This is a genomic window from Aquimarina sp. AU474, from assembly GCF_900312815.1.
Taxonomy (GTDB): Bacteria; Bacteroidota; Bacteroidia; order Flavobacteriales; family Flavobacteriaceae; genus Aquimarina.
Window position 1 is genome coordinate 322,908 of record NZ_OMPE01000007.1, and the last position, 23,411, is coordinate 346,318.

A 23,411-nucleotide genomic window follows, 5' to 3' on the forward strand; every position below is an offset into this window, starting at 1 on the left:
CTATTATTCTACTCTAAAAGTCTTACCTATAGAGACTGAAGAACCTATATTAGTAAATCCCTGTATAGATATTTCGTAATCCCCCGCTACATCTGATGTAAAAAACTCGTAAGTTTGGTCTACTTCATTTTTTAAAACCACTTTGGGTTCCCAAAATAATTGGTTTCTATAATCTGGAATGCGGTTATATTTATTTTCATCTTTATAAACTTGTTTAAAATATTTCTTTGTTGATCGAGGTCGAGATAACTCATAACTAGTACCATAAGGGCCTTTCAAATTTGTAACGAATCCTTTACTTACAGAATTTACGATTAAAACCCCATCAAATATTTTGGTTCCTAAATAGTACTTGTTTCTAATAAAACCAATATTCTTAATTTTTCTAGCATCAAAATTAATCACTTTGCCATGATCCTGAACAATTATACCATCAACTAATACCAATGGTAAAAAATTATTATTGTTTTTTATAGAATAGTTTCCTTGTACAGTAAACACTTCACCTTTTTCCTTCGTTTTTCGTATCCCTACACCTTCGACAATTTCAATAATCGTTTCTTTTACGGTTGCAAATCTGGTATAGTCATCCAAATCATAATTCTCATAATCATTGCCGTAAAAAGAAGACATAGTTTTGGGAGTTTGAATAGTATCTGGTTTCAAATTATAAAAACTATTATCTATCTGATTAAAAATACTTCGTTCTAGAATTTCATCCTTTAATGCCGTATTAATTTCAAAAGAATAGAATTTCATTTTAGAAAAATTGATTTTTGGCATGTCTTCTAAAAGAATAGTATAATTTTCTTTTTGTTCTCCCAAGACTTCTATTCGCACTTTCTTATCATGATATCGTTTATGAAGATTTATTATAAACCCCCCTTTTGCATTGGTTGAAACTATTTGTACATCACTTGTATTTCCGTCGATAGAACTCCCTATTTTAACTTCTGAAACAGGAATAGAAGAATCTTTTGAAATAATTTTTCCGTAAATCAATTCACCACGCATTTCTGGAAGGTAGATCAATGATCCTTTTGATTTTATTCTTTTATTTCCTTTTTTATTAAAGATCGTAGAATAAGTTTTGGCCGTAGGAACGGTAGCCTTTTTAAATTTATCCTTTTTTCTAATAGAAATTGAATAATTACCCTCTTCCAATTTCATATTATTGAGTGTTAATCTTACCGGGGATCTTTTCTTATAGGTTGTAGCATCGAGTATAATTTCATCACTTTCTTTAGTTTCTTGTTTATCGTATACAAAGGCTACAGGATTCTTACTATTGTTTGATATTTGTATAAGGGAATCGATATGTGATTCGCCAGAAACAATAACTTTTTGATTAGATTGGTAAGGATTTACGACACTAATATCTCCGTGAAAAAAATAAGTATCTTCTACATTAAGCATCCATTGGGTATATCCTACTAATTTGTAATTACCTGACGGAATAGCAACGGGAACAAAAAAATCACCTTGCCCCACTCCGTTTTCGAGAGCAATCTTATGTTTAAACACGGTTTTACCTTTCTCATTAATTAGACTTACATATGCTATTTTACTAATGTTACTAAGAGATCTGCTATTTGCATTAATACAATACAGCCTGTAATACAAGTACTCTCCTGCAAATAACAATGATGTATTATAATGTATAAAAACCTCTTCTTGGGGTATTTTATAATATCCCACTACATCTTCATTAGTTTTTAACACAGATTGATGTTGTGCACTCAGCGATACAGTAAATAAAAGTAGTATTGATAAAAGTTTAATTTTCACTAATATAGTTTTAGTTATATGTTAAATTATATTTCATTATACGTTCAAAACATTAATCTACCCAAAAAGAAGGAACTGCACTACTACCAAAAACAGAACAATCACCACATCCCCGCGGAACAAAAACAAAAGTCCCTTCATCTTGCTCACCACGTTGTTCTTCCAGAAATTTTACATTCCCTGATCGAATCAAATCCTGCAAACGTCTTTCGAACTCTTCTAGACTTTCGCTAGCAGATTGCGCAGGAGCTATTCTATCGCATCCTGGCGAAAATCTAGGTAAGTCATTAATAATATCTTCTCGATCAAAAAATATACGCTCTTGGGATACAGCTGCCACTTCAAAGAATCCTAAAACTCGCTCATTTCTATTTTTTTCAGAAATAATATTACCACTTACAAATCCGGGTTGGACCTGGGAAAAAAGACTCTCTGATTCTGAAAAATTACTAAGAGTTTGATAAAACCCGTATGCCTCTCTAGATTGCACAATTTGTCGAACCAATATACTATATCGCTCTGCCACACTAATATCCTCGGCTTCGATAAAACGAATCAAAAAATCATTTACACGATCCTCTTCTTGAGACCGTGTATCGGTAATAATGATAGAATTAGATGCTCTACTATTAAAACATATTTCTTGGCCATCGGGCCTATCAACAAATTCGAAAGAAGTGGTTAAATCTACTGGAACCCAAAATCGCGCTACTATCTTGTATGTTTCTTCATATTGATATCGGTAATAAACCGAGCTACCCGTTGGATCAAAACTATCAACCAAGATCCCAACACCTTCTACTCCATTATTATTAACCATTTGTACAGGAGTCACTTTGGTAATAGAAGAGTTTTCTGTCGGTAATGTTTCCGTATCAGAAATATAAGAAGTACCATCTGTAGTAGTTATCGATAATTGATATCTTCTTCCCGATATCGCACTAAACTCATCTATTGATATATACACCCCAGGAGAAACTTCTTCAAAAATATAGTCAACATTATTATCAGAGATTCTAACCGTAGCTCCTTGTTCTGCACTAGGTCCATTTTCTTCAAATTTAAAGGTCCTTGATAATAGCACTTTCTGATTTTTCAATTCATTAGTAATCGATGTATTTACTACTAATATACTTTCAAAATTTTCGGTTTGTATATCGAATTCATCTACACAATTTGAAGTTATTACACTTACAAATACAAGTAATAGTAGAGCTGCTCTTCTTTTACCGTTAATGTATATTGTAGCTATAATCATATCTTAAAATTTAAAATTATAGGTTATAGAAGGAACAGGTATAGAAAAAACAGAGCTTTGTAAACCTTTTACTTGTCCGTTTTCGGTAACAAAAAATACAGAAAGTGGGTTATTACGCCCTAGAACGTTATATACCGAGATTGTCCAAAAACTGTGTGCCAATTTTTTCTTTTTATGATTTCCTTCGATATTTAATCCTATATCTAGTCTATAAAAATCCGGGATCCTAAACTTATTGCGATCACTAAACACGGCGAATTCTGCATCATCAAAACTAAAGCTTCCAATTGGAAATGTAACAGGCCTCCCGGTTTGATACACAAAATTAGTCGCCAAACTAAATCGCTTGGTAAACTTATAGTTTAACACTAAACTAAAATCATGAGGTTTATCAAAGTTTGAAGGGAAAAAATCTCCATTATTAACTCGTTCTTCATTAAACTCACTGTCTAACTGCAAAAAGGATCTCGAATAGGTATACCCAAGCCATCCATATAGTTTTCCTTTCTGTTTTTTGATCAAAAATTCAATTCCATACGCTTTACCATTACCTCGCAAAACTTCGGTTTCAATATTTTCGTTAAGAAGTATTTCTGCACCGGTTTTAAAATCTAGTATATTTTTTGATTTCTTATAAAATCCTTCTAGACTTAATTCATAAGTCTCATCATCTAAGTTTTTAAATATCCCCAAAGAGTATTGTTGTGAACTTTGAGGTTCTATATTAAGATCAGAAAGTTTCCAGGTATCTATAGGAGATGCTGTTGTATTATTGGATAATGTGTGTATGAACTGAAAAGTTTTATTATAAGCCGCTTTAACAGAGAAATCATCCCTTATTAAATATCTTGCAGATGCCCTTACCTCTGGTCCTCCATAGGTTGTAATAATTTCATTTTTATCAAACAGCAAAGTTTCTTCAATACTGCCTTCACTTCTGGGCACACCACTTTGATATACATTTTGAGTTCCCTTACCTAGTGTATTAAAAATTGAATATCGAACACCCGCTTCTAGAGTAAATTTATCAGTAACATCTATTTCGGAAGTCAAAAATACCGCAGATTCTAATCCTCTTTCCTTTTCTACCTCTAAAGGTTGTATCGTTGATTCTATTCCTTTAGGATGTATACTGCCAGGATCTACAGCATACAACTTACTGGAGAGACCATAATTAAATTTTAACTTCTCAGTGTATATATATTTAAATTGAAGTTTCAATTCTGTTTCTTCTATACTATATCTTAACTCGAAGTCATTATCTGTATCTCCATCAAATTCGATATTAAAACTGTATTTACTATTTGATGCTACTAATTTGGCGGTATGATTTTCATTAAATCTATATGTCCCGCTCAAGGATAAAGCTCTATTTGCATAAATATATAATGAATCCGACGTAATACTAAAATCATCTCTACTCCAATACGCTGTAGCTTCGATTTTTGCTTTTTCTGAGATTTGATGATTATACTTAGCAATTGCATCATAAAACGAGGCTTCACTATCTTTTAAGGATTCTTCATCTAGAGAATTCAATATCCAATTGGCATAGGCACCTCTACCACCAATCATTAACCCCGATTTATTTTTAACAATAGGGGTTTCTATCAATACATTACCTGTAACGGGCCCAACAGAACCTTCAACTTTAATAGCTGTGTCGCTTGCATCTTTGGTAGTCAAATCAAAAACTGAAGACAATCTCCCACCGTATTCTGCAGGAATGCTACTTTTATATATACTAGCATCTCCCAATGCAAATGGATTGAGCGCCGAAAATATACCAAAAAAATGTTGTGGATTATATATAACAGCGCCATCTAGCAAAATTAAATTTTGGTCAGATTTTCCTCCTCGAACATTATATCCAGAAGAACCTTCGCTTGCTGTTGTAATACCAGGTAAGGTAGTTGCTACTTTTAAAACATCTCGTTCTCCTAATGCTAATGGAATATTTTTAGATTCCTCTACATCTATTTCTGTTTTAGTAACTACTTCTTCAACATTATTATTTATTTCTGATTGAAGAATTACTTCATCTAATAACTCGATTTTCTCATTTATAGCGATATCCAATTTTCCATTATTATAAATAACAACCCGTTTCTTTTGCTCTTCCATTCCCACTGCATTAATTTCTAAGATATTAACTCCAGAATTTAACTTAAACTCGTAGTACCCATTTTTATCTGTTTTGATACCTAAATCTTTTCCATTTATCGCAATAATGGCATTTTCCAAAGGTTTTTGAGTTTGATTATTAGTAAGGTATCCTAATAAAACAAAATTAGACTCCGAAGAGTTGATTACACTTTTACCAATTTTTATAGTCTCTATTGATTCTTGTTGCGAAGCAATTCTTGAGGTCTCAAAAATAGGAGAAACACGGGTATTATTTCTAATTTGCGATACGCTGCTGTCTCGCCTAATATTTCCAAAAAAATGATCAGGCAAATGATCATAAATACTATTATTTTTAGTGATTATTACCCTATCCTTAAAAACAAAAAAATTAAGAAGTGTATCCTCAAAAATGCTATCGAGAATGCTTTTAATATTTTGATTAACATAATTTCCGGATAAGCCTTTGTAATCTGCTAACCAACTATCTTGATAGAAAAAATCATAGTTTGTGAGTTTTTCTATTTTGGCCAAAACCAAAGCTAAATCTTCATTTTCATAAGAAAATGTAATTAATGTATCGCTTTCTTGAGTCCATACATTTTGACAACACAAAAAGATAATAACAAGGTATTTCTTTAACATATTACAAGTTATTTTTAGATTGAGTAGTATGAATAACTTGTTCAAATAATCTTCTCATAAAAACATCAATATTTGACTTTTTTAATGATTTATGAATACTATAAAAAGATCTAATTTCTTGTCTAATTTCAGGAAATAAGCTAGTTACACTATTTTTAGACGTAACGTTAATATATGTCTCGTCGATAAAAAGCAAATATTTATTATTTTCGGTAAACTCATAATAGATTTTGCTCCCTCCTAATTCTTCGAGACGTTTTCTTCGTACTTTTCTGTTTTTCTTATATAAAGTAAAGTTGTTATTTTTAGTAATAATTTCGAAAAACCCTGAATCTAAATTTTCACTCATCAATGGGTTTTCTAATCTTACGAATGAATGTCCATCAATTTTAAAAGACTGTATTTTATCTGGTATTAATTGTAATATTGAAGTAACTGCACCCGGTTTTAATGTAATGAGGACGGCATCAGTCTCTAGATTATATTTCATCCCTACATTGTAATACGTTTGATCATCATAACGTACGGTACCAAATAGAACTTTATCAGAACTAAAAAAAGAGTGTTTGTCCTCATATATTTTATTGACATCCAAATCAACATATTGTCGCCCATTATAAAGACCAGTATGCTCCTCACCAAATATCTGGTCGAACCAAACGTAATATCTTCCCTCTTCGGGAATTGTTTGACTAAAAAGCGAGCATGGAAATAATAGGTAAATCAAAAGATTTACTATGTAAAGAATTCTAATTGTATTTTTCACCCCAAGAAAATGTGTTATATCCCGTTTCGGCTTCGCATTTCAATCCGAAATTGCCAAAACACTGTCTCTAAGGTATTATGAATTATTTGGTTAGCCTAATGCCATTAACAGCTACAACGTTTTCGTGTTGATAAGTTTATTTCAAAATGTAATTGAAAACAACTAGCCTAAAGGGGCTCTAATATAAAATTTTTATACAATCAAAAAAGGTGTTTCTATTAGCTCATTAAGGCTATACAAATGAAATTGATCTTATAAATTTGTTAAGACGCCTTTGTGCCTAAGACCTTTTATTTAAATTAGGCGATCAAAATAATTAAAATGAAGACACTTTTCACCTCAACATTACTTTTATTATCCATTATCCTAACTGCACAAACCGATCAAAAGATTTATGATATTATCAATGCGGTATCTGCAGATCGTATCGAAGGCGATATAAAAAAACTAGCCGGTTTTGGTACACGACATACTCTAAGCGATACTGTATCTGAAACTCGCGGTATAGGCGCCGCTAGAAGATGGATTAAATCCGAATTTGATAACATCTCTAAAGACTGTAATAATTGCCTTGAAGTTTTTTATCAAAAAGATCTTGTGAAAAAAGGTACAAATCAGCGTATTACAAAAGATGTTTGGGTAGTTAATGTAGTGGCTATACAACGTGGTACAAAACATCCTAATCGATTTATTATGATGAGTGGAGATATTGATTCGCGTATATCCGATCCTACGGATTACACTAATGATTCTCCAGGAGCAAATGATAATGCTACCGGGATGGCCGGAGCTATAGAAGCTGCTCGTGTACTTTCTAAGTATAAATTTGAAAATAGTATTATCTACGTAGGCCTATCTGGTGAAGAACAAGGTTTATTTGGTGGACAAGGATTAGCTAAGCATGCTAAAGAAAATAATTGGAACATTATCGGGATTATGAATAATGATATGATCGGTAACATTAAAGGCGTAGACGGGGTAATCGATAATAGAACATTTAGAATATTCTCAGAACCTGTTCCTCCTACCGAAACAGAACAACAAAGAAGATCACGACGTTTTTACGGAGGTGAAGTAGATGGTATATCGCGTCAATTAGCACGTTATATACATAAAACAGTAAAAACATATATGCCAGAGATGAATCCTATGATGGTATATAGATTAGATCGTTTTGGAAGAGGTGGTCATCATAGGCCTTTTAATGATGCCGGATTTGCCGGGATTAGAATTATGGAAGCCCATGAAAATTACACACAACAACATCAAGATATTAGAGAAGAAAATGGTATAAAATATGGCGATGTTGTAGAACATGTAAATTTTGATTACGCAGCTAAACTAACTGCTGTAAATGCCATTAACTTAGCGAGTATTGCCTCTGCCCCACCCGCCGTATCGGTATTAGAAATAGGTGGTATTGTGGAACCTGCGGCTAAATTTAAATGGACAAAGGTTAACGATTCAAATATAAAAGGATATAAAATATATTGGAGAGATACAACTTCTCCTACCTGGGATCATAGTCGTTTTGTTGGGGATGTAGACAACTTTGTACTTCATGGTATCGTAATCGATAATTATTTATTTGGAATTAGTACTGTAGGAAAAAATGGACATGAAAGTCCGGTTGTTTTTCCTTCAAAGATTTTCAGATAATACCAAAAGTGCACCTGTAAGAATTGTAAAGTATGTTACTATCTAGACAATAGTATTATTCATATCTTGTAGAGGATTCAACAACGATCAAAAGTAATACGGATAACCGATAAGCTAATGCCTTTTTATTACTATCTATCAATAGATTTGCATTTTTTTTAACAATAGTTGTTATAATTGTCATCCACATTTTGAGTAAGTTGTATAGTAAAATTGTAACCATCGCTTTGAAACATTTTGATATTTTGAAAATGCCAAAACTATATTTAGTAATACTATTCTTATTTACCACAACTTTAGGTTTCTCACAAGAATCTAAATTTACAAAACAAGATTCTCTTCGAGGATCAATCACTCCCGAAAGATCATGGTGGGATCTCACCTATTATCATCTGGATATTACTGTTGATCCGGATACAAAAACAATTTCTGGGAAAAACACAATTCAATATAAAGTACTAAAAGAGCATAATGTTATGCAAATTGATCTGCAGCCACCTTTAAAAATTGAAAAAGTACTTCAAAACAATAAAGAGTTGACTATAAAATCTGAAGGTAATGCACACTTTATAACGCTCGAAGCACCCCAAGAAGAACATAGTGTTAAAGCAATCGAGGTATTTTATAGTGGAAAACCTCGAGAAGCAGTTCGTGCACCCTGGGATGGTGGGATTTCATGGAAAAAAGATAATAACGGAAAACATTTCGTAGCTTCTTCATGTCAGGGCTTAGGAGCTAGCGTTTGGTGGCCGAACAAAGATCATATGTATGATGAAGTTGATAGTTTATTGATTAGCGTAAATGTCCCCAAAGATTTAATGAATATCTCTAATGGACGATTACGTGATGTTTATGATTATCCAAATGGCACAAAAACATTTCATTGGTTCGTAAACAACCCTATCAATAACTACGGTGTAAATATTAACATTGGAGATTATGTGCATTTTGGAGAAAAATATGAAGGGGAAAAAGGCACCTTAGATATGGATTATTATGTGCTTAGGGATAATCTTGAAAAGGCCAAAAAACAGTTTAAAGATGCTCCTAAAATGATGAAAGCTTTTGAACATTGGTTTGGTCCCTATCCTTTTTATGAAGATAGTTTCAAATTAGTAGAAGTTCCTTACCTGGGCATGGAACATCAAAGTTCTGTTACTTATGGTAACAAATACCGTAATGGATATTTGGGTCGTGATCTTTCTGGTTCTGGATGGGGTTTAAAATTTGATTTTATCATTATTCATGAAGCCGGTCATGAGTGGTTTGCCAACAATATCACCTATAAAGATGCTGCTGATATGTGGGTTCATGAAGGTTTTACTGCCTATTCTGAAAACCTGTTCTTAGATTATTATCATGGAAACAAAGCCTCTTCAGAATATGTTTTGGGAACTCGTAAAAATATTCAAAATGATAGACCAATAATTGGTACATATGACGTAAATCATGAAGGATCTAGTGATATGTATTATAAAGGAGCAAATATGTTGCATACACTTCGTCAACTTATTGAAGATGATGAAAAATGGAGGTCAATCTTAAGAGGGCTCAATAAGGATTTTTATCACCAGACAGTGACTACGAAGCAAATTGAAAATTACATTAGTGAAGCCTCTGATATAGATCTAACTCAATTTTTTGATCAATATCTTCGAACCACCAAAATCCCCGTATTAGAATATCAATTTAAAAGTGGAGTATTAAAATACCGATACTCTAATATTATAGAAAAATTTGATATGCCTCTTCGAATATTTATTAATGATCAATCACATTGGATACAACCTAATGCCGAATGGCAAACTAAAGAATTTAAAGGCGATGCGATAAAGATTGATCCTAATTTTTATGTTAACGTAAAATCATAAAAATGAAAATTCTTAAAATTCCATTTCCGAACAGCTCGATTTTAGCAGGCACTACCTATGATTATACCGATAGCTATTGCGGAAACCTAAACAAGTCGCATTATAGAATTACGCAACAAGATATAGGAAAAGCATTTTTTCTTTCAGCCCCGAAATGGGTAGGAACCCTTATGGTCTTACGAAATAAAATAGTATCCGTTTTTGGATTAAAAACTGGCAATAATCTAAAGCCTGAAGATATTCTTGATACTGATTTTGACCTTCAAAAAGGAACATCTATAGGGATTTTTAAAGTTTTTGACAAAAATGATAATGAAATTGTCATGGGTGAAGATGATAGCCATCTTAACTTTAGAGTTTCATTATTGTTAGAACCCGAGGAAATGAAGAAAACACTAACTATTTCGACTGCAGTAATCTTCAATAATTGGTTGGGGAGGTTATATTTTTTACCTGTAAAACCTTTTCATAAAGTAATTGTCAAAAGTATGCTTAAAAGAACATTACAAGGACTAGAAAACTAAATACATGAAAATTTACTTCCCGCAATGGCAAGGTTCTGGAAATGGACAAAATATTGAACCCGGTGCGCAAACAATTTTGCATTATTTGAATGACCCAGAATTTGCTAACATCCCATTATCTCATATTTCAGCAGGAGAACATGGTATTCAAAAACATAATATCAACAATTATGATGCAATCACCGAACAGTTAACACGTTTGAAAAAAGAAATTGATTATAATCAACCAAAAACAATTAAAACAATAGGTGGCGATTGTGGTTTAGAAATAGTTCCTGTATCCTATCTCAATGAAAAATATCCTAATATAGGAATTATATGGTTTGATGCACATGCCGATATTAATCGTCCTTGTGATTCTCCTAGCTGCAATTTTCATGGTATGCCTTTAAGAACTTTATTAGGTGAAGGAGAACGAAACATGAATCCTCTATTATTTTCAACAATAAGCGCTTCTCAAATTCATTATGTAGGATTAAGAGATATTGATACAACCGAGCAAAATCGCATTGATGAAGATAACATATATGCTCCAGCTCAAATAAATATTGAACATCTTGTGACTACACTAAAATCAAAAAACATAAACAATTTATATCTTCATTTCGATTTTGACTGTTTAGAACCAAATGATTACGACAAAACATACTATGAAGTTCCTAATGGTTTATTAATTAAAGATGCCGAGGAGTGCATTTCTGCACTTAAAACTAATTTCAATATAGTAGGAAGCAGTGTATTAGAATCGGTAACTACCAAAATTGAAGAACTTAAACCCATAGAAGGGATTATTAATGCGCTAATGAAAAATTAAGATATGATCAAGAAAATAGAGTATGTATTAGTCTTCTTTTTAATACACTTATGTATAGGTTGTAATCAATCTAATACAACGGATAATATAGATCAAAAAACAAAAAATGAAGTACTCGTCTTAGGCGCGATTCATGGAGGTCATCTTACCGATAGTATCTATAACACATCTTACCTCAAGAAATTAATTAAAGAAATAAAACCTGATTACATTCTTACAGAAATACCACCAGATCGATATGAAGAAGCGGTAGCTGGATTCGTAAAAGATGATAGTATTTCAGAACCACGAGTAATGCGTTTTCCTGAATACGTAGATGTTATTTTTCCTTTGACTAAAGAAATGGATTTTGAAATTATCCCTACAGCAGGATGGACATTACCCATGGCTCAAGAAAGAAGTAAAAAATTAAGAGCAATTAGTAAAGATTCTTCAAGAGCTAATGATTGGGTGGCTTATAGAAAAGCGAATCAATTAGCTGATTCTATATATAAGGCTACAGGAAAGGTAAATGATCCTTACTTCATTCATACGCACAGTTATGATAGTATCCAAGACATTAGTTTACAAGTATATAATAAGCTTTTTAATATCGAACTTGGCCTAGGAGGATGGGATAATATTAATATCGCTCATTATTGGAATATTGAAAAAGCTTTGGAAAAACATCGCTATAAAGGAAAAAGAATTCTTATTACTTATGGAGCAGGGCATAAAGGTTGGTTCCTTAGAGAATTACAAAAACGAGATGATATAGAGCTACTAGAAATGAAACCATTTTTGGATGCTATACAATAGTTCTACTATATGAAAGCACTTACATTCGAATCTTTTCAGGGACCTTTGACTATACAAAACGTACCTGATCCCAAGCCAAAAGAAAATGGAGTTGTTATTAAAGTAATGGCTACCGGACTTTGCCGAAGCGACTGGCACGGATGGATGGGACATGACCCTGATATTATTCTACCTCATATACCCGGCCATGAATTGGCTGGAGTAATTGCCGCAGTTGGGAAAAATGTATCCAATTTTAATATAGGAGATAGAGTCACTGTTCCTTTTGTATGCGGTTGTGGTTCTTGCACGCAGTGCATCTCAGGAAATCATCAGGTATGTGATTATCAATCACAACCGGGATTTACACATTGGGGATCCTTTGCAGAATTTGTAAGTATTGACTATGCCGATACAAATCTTGTAAAACTCCCTGAAGAAATCACTTATACAACAGCTGCAACTCTTGGTTGTAGGTTCATTACTTCTTTTAGAGCTGTGGTAGCTCAAGGAAAAGTCTCTCCTGGGCAATATATAGCCATACATGGTTGTGGTGGTGTTGGTTTATCTGCCATTATGATAGCAAAAGCTTTAGGTGCACAAGTAATTGCTATTGATATTAATGATGAAAACTTAGAACTAGCAACGTTATTGGGTGCGGCGTATACTATAAACGCTTCTAAAACCGAAAATGTCGTCGGACATATTAAATCTATTACTAATGGTGGTGTTCATGTATCCATAGATGCGCTAGGAAGTGCCACAACTTGTTTTAATTCTATTGCTAACCTTAGAAAAAGAGGTAAACATATTCAAGTAGGATTAATGACTGGTGATCATCAACATCCCAAAATACCAATGGACCAAGTTTTGGCCAATGAATTAGAGGTTATAGGAAGCCATGGTATGCAAGCTTATAAATATTCTGAAATGTTGAATATGATTAAAAGCGGAACATTACAACCAGAGAAATTGATACAAAACACCATAACCCTTGAAGATGCAATTATTGCTTTACCAAACATGAACTCCTTTGATAACAAAGGAATACAAGTAATTAATTCTTTCTAAAATACTGAATATGAAAGTAAAAGTAGGTGTGATACAAGAAAGTCCGGTTTTTTTTGATAAAACAGAAACAATCAAAAAAATAAAAAAGCTCGCAAAAGAATATGCAAAACAAGGTTGCGAACTATTGGTATTTCCAGAATCTTTTATTCCAGGTTATCCGCGTGGTTTTTCTTTTGGTGCCACCACCGGAAGAAGAACTCCAGAAGGAAGAGCGCTTTACGAAACATTTTATAAAAACAGTATTGATCTCGCAAGTAACGATCTCAAAGAACTAGAAGAGATATCAAAATCTCAAAATGTATACTTGGTTATTGGTGCTACCGAAAAACAAGATACTAATGGTAGTCTATATTGTTCGATGCTATACATTTCTCCTTCTGATGGATTATTAGGTGTACATCGAAAAATTAAACCTACTGGTACAGAAAGAATATTTTGGGCAGAGGCTGCTGGAGAATCACTAGTTACTTTTAAAACCAAAATAGGAAAAATAGGTGGGCTTATCTGCTGGGAAAATTATATGCCTCTTGCCAGAATGGCAATGTACCAAAAAGGCGTTGAGATTTATATTGCTCCCACGGCTGATTCTAGAGAAGAGTGGATTTCTACCATGAAACATATCGCTCTAGAAGGTAGATGTTTTGTTCTTGGTTGCAATCAATATTACACCAAATCTATGTACCCAGAAAAATACCAACCTTTAGTTGAAAATGAAGTCGAAAATATATGTCCTGGGGGAAGTATTATTGTTTCACCACTGGGGAAAGTTATTGCAGATCCTCTTTTTGATAAAGCAGGGGTATTGATTGCAGAATTGGACCTAGACGAAATTAACCATAGCAAACTTGATTTTGATGTAATTGGACATTACTCAAGAAATGATATCTTTCAACTGGATGTAAAAAATCAGCCCAATATCCAAGAAGAAAACTAAATGCATTTTCTTTATAGTAAAACGCTATATTTCTTAACTTATAAAATTCGTGTATACAAACAATGATTATTAACCCATTTCCAAGGTTCGAAACAAAAAGATTACGATTAGAACAGTTAAAAAAAAGCGATAGTAAAGCTATTCAATTTTTAAGATCTGATGCGGTTGTCAATGCGTTTGTAAAAAGACCGCAAACAAATAGTATAGATGAAGCAGAACAGTTTATAACCAAAATTAATAATGGTATAAAAGAACAAAGTTGGTTATTTTGGGCAATTCGGATAAAAGAGAAACCCAATCTTGTAGGTACCATATGTCTATGGAATTTTTCAGAAAATCGTAAGGTCGCAGAAGTGGGTTATGACTTACATCCCGATTTTCATAGAAAGGGAATCATGAATGAATCCTTAAAATGTATTCTAGAATTTGGGTTTAGAGCATTAAAGTTGGATCAAATCGAAGCTTACACACATAGAGATAATAAACCTTCTAAAAAACTTTTATCCAAAAACAACTTTTCTTATGTAGAGGGTAAGGTTGACCCTGATAATTTGGATAATATTATATTTTCTATTTACAACAATGAATATATAGAATAATTAAAGGCTTAATACATTTAGTAAGCCGTTTATTGTATTTGATATAAGACTTAGCTTCTAATTTCTAGTATTCGTCCATTAAAATTTACAATTGGGTTAATCAACATTTGACAGTTTTCGTAAAAAGGTGATCTTTGAGATTATAATTTTATGACTAACTAATGGAACAAACAATTAAAATTTTCATTTACATCCACGCCTTCTTTGGCGGTTTAGGGTTGATCACAGGGGTGATGAGTATTATTGCAAAAAAAGGAAGTCCTTTACATAAAAAAACGGGTAAATTATTTTCAATCGGTATGATTACCAGCTCGTTGATCTCTTTACCCATTTGTTGGTTACCTAACCATAAGAATCTATTCTTGTTTTTAATAGGGTTGTTTACTATTTATTTAGTACTTGTTGGTAATAGAGCGTTAACTTTTAAATCAAAATACAAAAAACAAGCCAATGGTATTGATAAATTTATTTCTGGCAGTATGCTTTTTGTATCTAGTATTATGGTGATTATTGGAATATATGGGGTTATTAACCAAGTAAGCAATAGTATTTTATTTTTATTCTTTGGTGTGATTGGCTCATTATTGGCTAGCAGAGATTTCAAGTTTTTTAAAACTTTTTCAAACTCTAAAAATGCATGGCTAAGTAATCATATAGGTAAGATAATAGGAGCTTTTATTGCATCAATTACAGCTTTTATAGTTGCAGGAATCGGAATTGGAAGTGTTATTGCTTGGATTACTCCAACTATACTAGGAACATTATATATCATATATTGGCAAAGAAAAACAACCATCAAAAGCCTTAACAGTTAGATCATTCTAAAAAAATAATCTATAAACTAAATTTCAAAAAGAAGAAAAACTTAAAGATATTTGGTAATTAAAGCTTAATAAATTTTGTAGTTTAGTATTTCTATAAGGAGAATATCTACCCACACTTTTTTCCTGATTAATAATACTTATTCAAAATTAAATTATTTTTTATGCATTTGTTGTTTCAAACCAATTCAGATTTACCTGATCAGGACACGGTAATTATTATTATGATCATTGTGGGTATAGCTTTCTATTTTATACCATCAATTATAGCATTATTAAGAGGTAAAAAGAATCTACTTGCCATTATTGCTTTAAACTTCTTTTTAGGATGGAGCTTTATTGGTTGGGTAATTTCTTTAGTTTGGAGTTTATCTAGTGATCATAAACCACAACCAATTGTTGTTAATCAACAAAGGCCCAAAATCAAAGAAGATGGAGAAGATGGAATTGATAAATTAACCAAATTAAAAAAACTTTTAGATGAAAACACCATTACTCAAGAGGAGTTTGATCAACAAAAAAGTATTCTTTTGAAAAATCATTAACTTTTTACGACATCTAATAATAGATTAAATGTCTATTAAAAATAACCTACTAATCAACTTATTTTATGTCTAATATCATAAAGTTTACTTTTGTTTTACCAACAAGATTAAAGGGAGGAAGAAAATTTGATGATTATCTCAGGTTAAAAAAAATTCTAATTCCATCTTTAAGAAAAAATCTGTTACATAAAGAAGAAATTGAGCTCCTCATTATCACGCCCGAAGAAGATTTATACCATTTTGACCCCGTCGATCTAGGATTGTTAGATTTTAAGTATCGCGTATTTACGGATAAAGATGTTGTTGGCAAACAACAATTTATAATTGGATGGTTTAAGCAACAATTAATAAAGTTAGCCATCGCGGGCGAAGTTAAGTCATCGCATTATCTTACTTTGGATTCAGACCTAATATTATGTAATCCAATATCCTATAAAGATTTTTTTCAAGAAGACAAACCTATAATCCAAAAAGAAAAATATCAATATCATCTAAATTGGTGGATAAATACCGCACAACTCATGGGGTATGACCAAAACTTTAATCCGCATGAAAATTGCCCAGGTGTTACTCCTGCAGTTTTAAGTAAAGAGTTAGTAATAGGCCTTGTTAATCATTTAAGAAATCATTTTAAAACTCATGATTGGATGGGTGCTTTAACAATACAAATTAAAAATTTCTCGAAAATTCCCTGGACAGAATATTGCCTGTATTGGTTATACCTCATGAATGAGCATGACATATCTCGATACTATCACACTCATCCTCAAAAAGTATTATTAGGAGAAAGTATATGGACAGAGAGTGATTATCATACTATGAAAGGAGAAATAGTAAATAAATTTTTCACTTATGATCATCACATGTTTAGTATTGTGCAAAGCAATTTAAATGAATTAGATTTTAATGATCTGGTCACAGAAATATCAACACAAATAAACGACGAGTTAAACAATTGAAAATATAAAGAATAACTAGTATCTTGTTGATTAGATAGTATCAGAACATGTTAAATCAGGGATTTTATGAGTACAAAAGACATTTCTTCTCAAGGCAATTTATTAAGTTTAAAAACAGTAATTAGAACAAAAGATTTTAATGCTTCGAAAAGGTTCTACACTCAGGTCCTTAATTTAGAGATCGTTGAAAAATATAACGATGGAGATGGATCTCAAGGCCTTATTTTGAGATATGGAAGTGAAAATAGCAATGCTTTTTTTGAAATTTCTGAAATATCAAGTGATCACTATTATCATCAAAAACCATTCGATGATAAACTAGAAAATGACAAAATTGATATTCAGTTAAGAACTGAAAACATAGCTTATTGGGCATCTCATTTAAAAGAAAAATGGATTGCCAGAGGCCCCGTATTCCGACCATGGGGTTCGCAATATCTTTATTTAAGAGATCCTGATGGGTTACAAATTATTATTTATCAAGAAAAAACTAAACACATTTCGAAATAATGAGTACAAATGAATATCTAATACGAGATGCTACATCAGATGAATTCTCTATGATTGGTTTATTAATGGTAAATGTATATTCTCAATTAGAAGGTTTTCCTAATCAAGATCAACAACCCGAATATTATAGTTTCCTTACTAATATTGGAAATTTAACTCAAAACCCAAAAACTAGACTCTTAATTGCCATTTCTGAAAATGGACAAATAGGAGGTGGTGTAGTATATTTTGGAGATATGACACACTACGGTTCTGGAGGTACAGCAACCAAAGAAAAAAACGCTGCCGGTTTTAGATTATTAGCCGTTGACCCAGCTACAAGAGGTAAAGGCATCGGGAAATTATTAACTAATAAATGCATAGAATTAGCCAAAGAAGAAAAACAAAACCAAGTAATTATTCACTCAACAAAAGCAATGCAAATAGCGTGGAAAATGTATGAAAAACTTGGTTTTATTCGAGCCAAAGATTTAGATTTTGTACAACGTGAATTACCAGTATATGGGTTTAGATTAAAGATTTAATAATACTCCAATAGTAAAAAAGTTAGACCTTTAAAACCTAACTTTTTTACTATATAACACACTTATACTACTAGGATGCCAACAATTTGGTTTGCGAGTTTGGTATACACATCTCAAGAATAACAATTACTGCATCGATAACATTATAACATATAGTCCACGGCATACTGGCCGGCGAAGCACTAACTTCCATCTGGGATCCTTCTCCTAAAATAGTAACACCCAAAGTAAGATCTCTTGCGATAAATGACCTTATGGTAGAGGCTATAATTTTGGCCAGTTTTAAAAGACCTATTATCGAAGTTAACTCTAGAAGAAGATTACCTGTTTTGACCTGCTCATTTTCAAACTGTTGTATTCCATCAATTCTTTTAGCAATTCTTCCTGGTAATTGATCCCAATCTTTGATCAAAGCATTAGGTCCAATGCTAATGATATTCAAAACAAAATTTGGTATTAAATTAAATAACCAATCCAAATCAGGAAATACAAGTTTAATAAATGGTAGTTCTTTACGCTCTATTAACCTATTAGTGGCCTGTATCATTTCTCCAATTCCGCTTATAAAATTCTCAATAGCAGTTTTGTTTACATCCATTTCTGCTTGCGGGATAGTTTTTGTATGACCTAAAAAACTTGTTGCAGCCGTTACCATCTGTTTAATATTGCTTATAAAACCCATTATACTATCCACAATACTTACTATAGGGCTCTTTTTTAACTCTTTAACAATTAAACCAGGTATATTCTTAATGCCCTCAATAATTGAATTAAGCTTTCTGATAATATCGTTAATCCAACCATTAATTTCTTGAATGGATTCTTGTTGTTCTTCTAACACGTTTAAAATATTACTCGTGTCTATCTTTACTTCATCAATACTATTATTATCATTTTTATTCATGACTAAAAAAGGTTTAGTTAATATTTGTTTATTACAAATTTCATGAATTAAATTTTCATTTAAAAGCCTATAAATACGTGATTTACGAATCAAGAATAAATACGTTTAACCACCGTACTTTTATATTTTTACCGTAACTTTTAAGAAAATTTTCAAACTTAATAATCAGTTATACTTTATTTTAGAAAAGAAAACAAACCATATGTAGGTATAAAGAAATTAACCATATTTCTTTTAAATTTAAACTCAACGTCAAAATTTGCACACACAGACTCATGAAATCTAACTACCTAATCTTATTTTTTTTATTCTTAATTATTAGTTTACAGTCTATATTTGGGCAAGTATCCAAACCAATAGCGTTTATAGAACAACATACTATAACATCTAACCTATTAGAACAAGATATCACCTTAGATATTTATTTACCCGACAATTATTATAAAGCTTCTAAACAGCATTCTTATCCTGTTATTTTTTTATTAGAAAATGAATTTTTTTATCAAATTACAGGTACTGTTAAACACCTTAGCTCTGTAAGTAGCATGCCAGAAGTTATTGTTGTAGGATTTCCTGATGGTTTTAATAAGTTTTATGCCCCAATGGTATATACAAATAATAGTAATTTCTGGCCCAAAAGTTGGAAACAAATGCCTTTTGATGGTTCTCCAAAAATATTCGAAGAATTTTTCAAAGAAGAACTGTTCACATATTTATCAAAACAATATCGCACAGCAGATTACAGAATGATTGTAGGCACCTCTCCTACTTCCACTTTTCCTATACACGCTTTTTGTAAAGCTCCCGGATTATTTCAAGCGCATATCGCGATTGCAGCAGGAGATATTATTGGTATGGGATACAAACCTCAGGAAACATTTATTGAAGCTATTACAGAAAGAATCAAAGCTTCTTCGGATTATAAAACCCATTTATATATTACATCGGCACAAGAGGATGTTGATCAGGATTCTGAGATCGGTAAAAATATCGAAGAATTAAAAAAACTAGTCGTAAAACTCAATTCTTCAAAATTAAAATTTAAAGCCGAAGTTTTTCCTAATGAGAGTCATTATGGTGTTGTATTACCCGCTTTTATATCAGCGATGGAAACATTTTTCCCGAAAAAGAAATGGAATCCAGATTATCGCGATTTTGAAAAGTCTTCAGGTAATACAATAAACAATATTGACAATTATTATAAACAATTATCTACCGAATACGGATTTAATATCCTACCTCGAGCCGAAAGATGGAATAGTGGTAGTAGTTTGCAAGCTAGTGCCAATCGATTGTTTCGACAAAAACGATATAACGAATCTATTGAAGTATATAGACGTTTAGTAGAATATTGTCCAAAATCCCCTGCTGCTCTTAGTACATTAGCATCTGCTCTAGAGGCTAACAATAATCTTAAAGAAGCATTAATAACTCAAAAAAAAGCAGTCAACTTAGCAAAACAATTTGATAGCGATCACATGAAGTATTATGAAGAACATATGGAAAAAATAGCCTCAAAACTTGAAGATGTAAAAAGGAACTAAACAGTGTCTTTTCTTTAATTTATATAGCTAATTTTTCACCTTCACGTATCGCGATAGTTTAATTAGTTTTTATTTTTTTTCGTCTTGATGTAACAATTTTAATAGTTATGCATCAAAGGGGAAAATCAAAACATAAAAACGATGAAAACATTTAAGATTACAATTGTATTTTTGGCAATGATGAGCCTTGGATTTAGTCAAACACCTTCAATTAAAACAGAAGTTCTAGGTAAAGGAACTCCGATTATATATTTACCAGGGTTTACAACTCCTGGATCAATTTGGAAAGAAACTATAAATAATATTACTTTAAAAAATGAGGCCCATCTTATATCATATGCAGGTTTTAATGGTAACGATCCTATTGCCATGCCCTGGTATAACACGATTAAAAATGAACTAGTAAATTACATAAAAAACCATAAACTAAAGAATGTAACTATCATAGGCCACAGTATGGGAGGTAACTTGGCTACAGAATTAGCCTCAACGTTACCTAATCATATTGATAAACTTATTATCGTAGATGCAATACCCTGCATGCGCGAATTAATGATGCCAGGAGTGCCTGCTAGTCAAATACAATATGAAAGTCCGTATAACAAACAGGTATTAGCAATGAACGAAGAACAGTTTAAGCAAACTGCAACTATGATGGCACAAAACATGACCAATACCCCAGAAAAAATAGAAACACTTATCGAGTGGATTATGGTTGCCGATCGTAAGACTTATGTATATGGGTATACCGATTTATTAAAGGTAGATCTTAGGCCGACTCTTAATAGTATAAATGCAAAAACACTAATATTAGGAGCATCATTTCCTAATGTAGAAATAGCTCAATCTAATTTTGAAAAACAATACGCTAGCTTAGCCAATAAAACAATCGAAATGGCTCCAAAAAGCAGACATTTTATTATGTTCGATCAACCTGAATGGTTTTACAAACAAGTAAATGCATTCTTAACAAATGAGTAAAAAGAATCTACAACTTTTTGAAACAGTATACCAGCAGTGTTATCCAATGGTTTTGCAAATGTGCTTGGGTTTTATGAAAGGTGATAATGATTTGGCAAAGGATCTTTCTCAGGAGGTATTTATTAATATATGGAATGCTCTTGATACATTTAAGAATCAATCCTCACATAAAACCTGGGTATACAGAGTAACCGTAAATACATGCTTACAATATCTAAGAAAAGAAAAAAAGAAGAAAAGAATATCTCTAGAAAAGGTGGAAAACTCTTTAGCAGATAACCAACATGATCAAAATTTAGATCAAAACAAAACATTATATCTGGCTATAGGCCAATTAGAAGATTTAGACAGACTGATTATAATGATGGTGTTAGAAGGTCAAGATTATGATACCATATCCGAGATTCTTGGTATTAAACCAACTAATGTTAGGGTAAAGATTCACAGAATAAAAAAAAGACTTAAAAAAATATTAAACAATGAACGATGATTTTGAAGCCCTTCAACGTGAATGGCAAAAGGATAAAGACAATATAAAAAGTGATACCACGACTATGAATGACCTCTTTTTCTTGATTCAAAAGAAAAAAAAGGCTTCTGTGCGTTTTCAATTCGGGAACATAATTGTTCTATTAATTACTATGTTAGGCATTACAGCTTTTTTCTATTATGTTGCTCCTGTAAAGGAAACATTAAGTAGAATTGGAGCCGGACTCATGGTTATAGGTTTATTCTTGCGAATTGTGATTGAAATGATAAGTATTATTAAATCCAAAAATATTGATGTAAAAGATAATGTTTTAGAAACATCAGAAAAAACAATCACTTATTATAAATTTAGAAAAACAATCCATGGCCCAATAACCATAATCATACTTGTATTATATACTATTGGTTTTTATATGATCACACCAGAGTTCAGCCTTTACTTTAGTACTTGGAAAATGATTTTAATCGATGTTTCCTACTTGGTAGCGGCATGTATATTTATTCCAATAATTAGAAAAAGTATAAAAAGAGAAATTCGAACTTTATTAGATATCATAGATCTAAAAAACAGGATAATTAATAATGAGCAGAGTTAAGTATAATACTTCTATGTATGTTTCTTTTTGGCATTTATTTTTCTCTATCCAAAGTTTATATCAATATACAAAAAATGGTTATCTTGATCGGTAATTTGTATTTCAAATAGTATTCATGCAGGATAAACCAGAACTATATTTTAAAACTGATCAAGAGTGGCGTTCTTGGTTACACAAAAACTATGATAAATCGAATGGAGTGCATTTGATTTTTTATAAAGTTGAAACCAAAATACCTAGTATGCGTTGGGAAGAAGCTGTAAGAGTAGCATTATGCTATGGCTGGATTGATTCTACAGTAAAAAAACTAGATGAGAAACGACGTCGACAATATTTCTGTCCCCGTAAATCAAAAAGCGTTTGGAGCAAAGTAAATAAAAACCATATCATAGAGCTTACAAAAAATAGTCTCATGCATAAAAGTGGTTTAGCGAGTATAGATATTGCAAAAAATAATGGTTCTTGGGTCGCTCTTGATGATGTCGAAAATGGGATTATCCCAAACGATCTTAAAGAGGCTTTTGATCAAAACCCCAAGGCTTTCGAAAATTATCAAAATTTTGCCAAAGGATACCGAAAAAGTTATTTGTATTGGTTATTTAATGCGAAACGACAAGAAACTCGTGATAAAAGAATTGTTAGAATTATCCAACTGTGTGAGGCGAATCAAAAAAACATCGGAAACTGGGGGTAATTTGCATTAACACC

At 32.0% G+C, this 23,411-nt stretch carries 23 protein-coding genes; 18 read left to right on the forward strand and 5 right to left on the reverse strand.

Features of this window, described 5'->3' with window-relative positions; all coding sequences use genetic code 11:
- Nucleotides 1-3 precede the first annotated feature (3 nt).
- The 4 genes from DK508_RS08125 to DK508_RS08140 are packed head-to-tail and all read right to left on the reverse strand — an operon-like array spanning nucleotide 4 to nucleotide 6,581.
- Nucleotides 4-1,788 (reverse strand): hypothetical protein, encoded by a 1,785-nt coding sequence (locus DK508_RS08125; protein ID WP_160114606.1) that lies wholly within the window; start codon nucleotides 1,786-1,788, stop codon nucleotides 4-6.
- A 52-nt stretch (nucleotides 1,789-1,840) separates the two neighbouring features.
- A complete protein-coding gene (locus DK508_RS08130) occupies nucleotides 1,841-3,046 on the reverse strand; it encodes a DUF4249 domain-containing protein (RefSeq protein ID WP_109300244.1) in 1,206 nt (401 codons plus the stop codon).
- Between the two features lie 3 nt (nucleotides 3,047-3,049).
- Complete coding sequence (locus tag DK508_RS08135) at nucleotides 3,050-5,815, reverse strand: TonB-dependent receptor domain-containing protein (RefSeq protein ID WP_109300245.1); 2,766 nt, start codon at nucleotides 5,813-5,815, stop codon at nucleotides 3,050-3,052.
- A gap of 1 nt (nucleotide 5,816) precedes the next feature.
- Nucleotides 5,817-6,581 carry a hypothetical protein gene (locus DK508_RS08140; RefSeq protein ID WP_160114607.1) on the reverse strand — a complete coding sequence of 255 codons (765 nt, stop codon included), beginning with the start codon at nucleotides 6,579-6,581 and terminating at the stop codon, nucleotides 5,817-5,819.
- A gap of 321 nt (nucleotides 6,582-6,902) precedes the next feature.
- Between DK508_RS08140 and DK508_RS08145 the strand changes: the two genes are divergently transcribed.
- The 13 genes from DK508_RS08145 (at nucleotide 6,903) to DK508_RS08205 (ending at nucleotide 18,189) form a co-directional block, all read left to right on the forward strand.
- Complete coding sequence (locus DK508_RS08145) at nucleotides 6,903-8,240, forward strand: M28 family peptidase (protein WP_109300247.1); 1,338 nt, start codon at nucleotides 6,903-6,905, stop codon at nucleotides 8,238-8,240.
- Nucleotides 8,241-8,491: 251 nt separating this feature from the next.
- Nucleotides 8,492-10,111: a M1 family metallopeptidase gene (locus DK508_RS08150; protein ID WP_109300248.1), complete on the forward strand. Its 1,620-nt coding sequence runs from the start codon at nucleotides 8,492-8,494 to the stop codon at nucleotides 10,109-10,111.
- 2 nt (nucleotides 10,112-10,113) lie between these two features.
- Entirely contained in the window at nucleotides 10,114-10,635 is a 522-nt protein-coding gene (locus DK508_RS08155; RefSeq protein ID WP_109300249.1) for a DUF2867 domain-containing protein, read from the forward strand.
- A gap of 4 nt (nucleotides 10,636-10,639) precedes the next feature.
- Complete coding sequence (locus DK508_RS08160; RefSeq protein ID WP_109300250.1) at nucleotides 10,640-11,449, forward strand: arginase family protein; 810 nt, start codon at nucleotides 10,640-10,642, stop codon at nucleotides 11,447-11,449.
- A 3-nt stretch (nucleotides 11,450-11,452) separates the two neighbouring features.
- Nucleotides 11,453-12,247, forward strand: a complete 795-nt coding sequence (locus DK508_RS08165) for a hypothetical protein (protein WP_109300251.1) — start codon at nucleotides 11,453-11,455, stop codon at nucleotides 12,245-12,247.
- 9 nt (nucleotides 12,248-12,256) lie between these two features.
- Nucleotides 12,257-13,297 (forward strand): zinc-dependent alcohol dehydrogenase family protein, encoded by a 1,041-nt coding sequence (locus DK508_RS08170; RefSeq protein ID WP_109300252.1) that lies wholly within the window; start codon nucleotides 12,257-12,259, stop codon nucleotides 13,295-13,297.
- A 10-nt stretch (nucleotides 13,298-13,307) separates the two neighbouring features.
- Entirely contained in the window at nucleotides 13,308-14,231 is a 924-nt protein-coding gene (locus DK508_RS08175; protein ID WP_109300253.1) for a carbon-nitrogen hydrolase family protein, read from the forward strand.
- 62 nt (nucleotides 14,232-14,293) lie between these two features.
- Complete coding sequence (locus tag DK508_RS08180; protein WP_109300254.1) at nucleotides 14,294-14,830, forward strand: GNAT family N-acetyltransferase; 537 nt, start codon at nucleotides 14,294-14,296, stop codon at nucleotides 14,828-14,830.
- Between the two features lie 161 nt (nucleotides 14,831-14,991).
- Nucleotides 14,992-15,645, forward strand: coding sequence for a hypothetical protein (locus DK508_RS08185; protein ID WP_109300255.1), 654 nt, complete (start codon nucleotides 14,992-14,994; stop codon nucleotides 15,643-15,645).
- 170 nt (nucleotides 15,646-15,815) lie between these two features.
- Nucleotides 15,816-16,196, forward strand: a complete 381-nt coding sequence (locus DK508_RS08190) for a superinfection immunity protein (protein WP_200831862.1) — start codon at nucleotides 15,816-15,818, stop codon at nucleotides 16,194-16,196.
- A gap of 65 nt (nucleotides 16,197-16,261) precedes the next feature.
- Nucleotides 16,262-17,155 (forward strand): DUF6492 family protein, encoded by an 894-nt coding sequence (locus DK508_RS08195; protein WP_109300256.1) that lies wholly within the window; start codon nucleotides 16,262-16,264, stop codon nucleotides 17,153-17,155.
- Between the two features lie 66 nt (nucleotides 17,156-17,221).
- On the forward strand, nucleotides 17,222-17,665 hold the full coding sequence (locus DK508_RS08200; protein WP_109300257.1) for a VOC family protein: 444 nt from the start codon (nucleotides 17,222-17,224) through the stop codon (nucleotides 17,663-17,665).
- Entirely contained in the window at nucleotides 17,665-18,189 is a 525-nt protein-coding gene (locus DK508_RS08205) for a GNAT family N-acetyltransferase (protein ID WP_109300258.1), read from the forward strand. The genes DK508_RS08200 and DK508_RS08205 overlap by 1 nt, the downstream gene beginning before the upstream one ends.
- 70 nt (nucleotides 18,190-18,259) lie before the next feature.
- On the opposite strand, the gene DK508_RS08210 is transcribed toward DK508_RS08205, so the two are convergent.
- Nucleotides 18,260-19,093, reverse strand: a complete 834-nt coding sequence (locus DK508_RS08210; protein ID WP_109300259.1) for a hypothetical protein — start codon at nucleotides 19,091-19,093, stop codon at nucleotides 18,260-18,262.
- 275 nt (nucleotides 19,094-19,368) lie between these two features.
- Here DK508_RS08210 and DK508_RS08215 point away from each other — a divergent pair, with 275 nt between their 5' ends.
- From DK508_RS08215 to DK508_RS08235, 5 genes are all read left to right on the forward strand, one after another.
- Complete coding sequence (locus DK508_RS08215) at nucleotides 19,369-20,637, forward strand: alpha/beta hydrolase-fold protein (protein ID WP_109300260.1); 1,269 nt, start codon at nucleotides 19,369-19,371, stop codon at nucleotides 20,635-20,637.
- A 141-nt stretch (nucleotides 20,638-20,778) separates the two neighbouring features.
- A complete protein-coding gene (locus tag DK508_RS08220) occupies nucleotides 20,779-21,618 on the forward strand; it encodes an alpha/beta fold hydrolase (protein ID WP_109300261.1) in 840 nt (279 codons plus the stop codon).
- Complete coding sequence (locus tag DK508_RS08225; protein WP_109300262.1) at nucleotides 21,611-22,108, forward strand: RNA polymerase sigma factor; 498 nt, start codon at nucleotides 21,611-21,613, stop codon at nucleotides 22,106-22,108. The genes DK508_RS08220 and DK508_RS08225 overlap by 8 nt, the downstream gene beginning before the upstream one ends.
- Nucleotides 22,098-22,703, forward strand: coding sequence for a hypothetical protein (locus DK508_RS08230; RefSeq protein ID WP_109300263.1), 606 nt, complete (start codon nucleotides 22,098-22,100; stop codon nucleotides 22,701-22,703). Before DK508_RS08225 ends, DK508_RS08230 begins: the two co-directional genes overlap by 11 nt.
- 115 nt (nucleotides 22,704-22,818) lie before the next feature.
- A complete protein-coding gene (locus tag DK508_RS08235) occupies nucleotides 22,819-23,397 on the forward strand; it encodes a YdeI family protein (protein ID WP_109300264.1) in 579 nt (192 codons plus the stop codon).
- Nucleotides 23,398-23,411 lie beyond the last annotated feature (14 nt).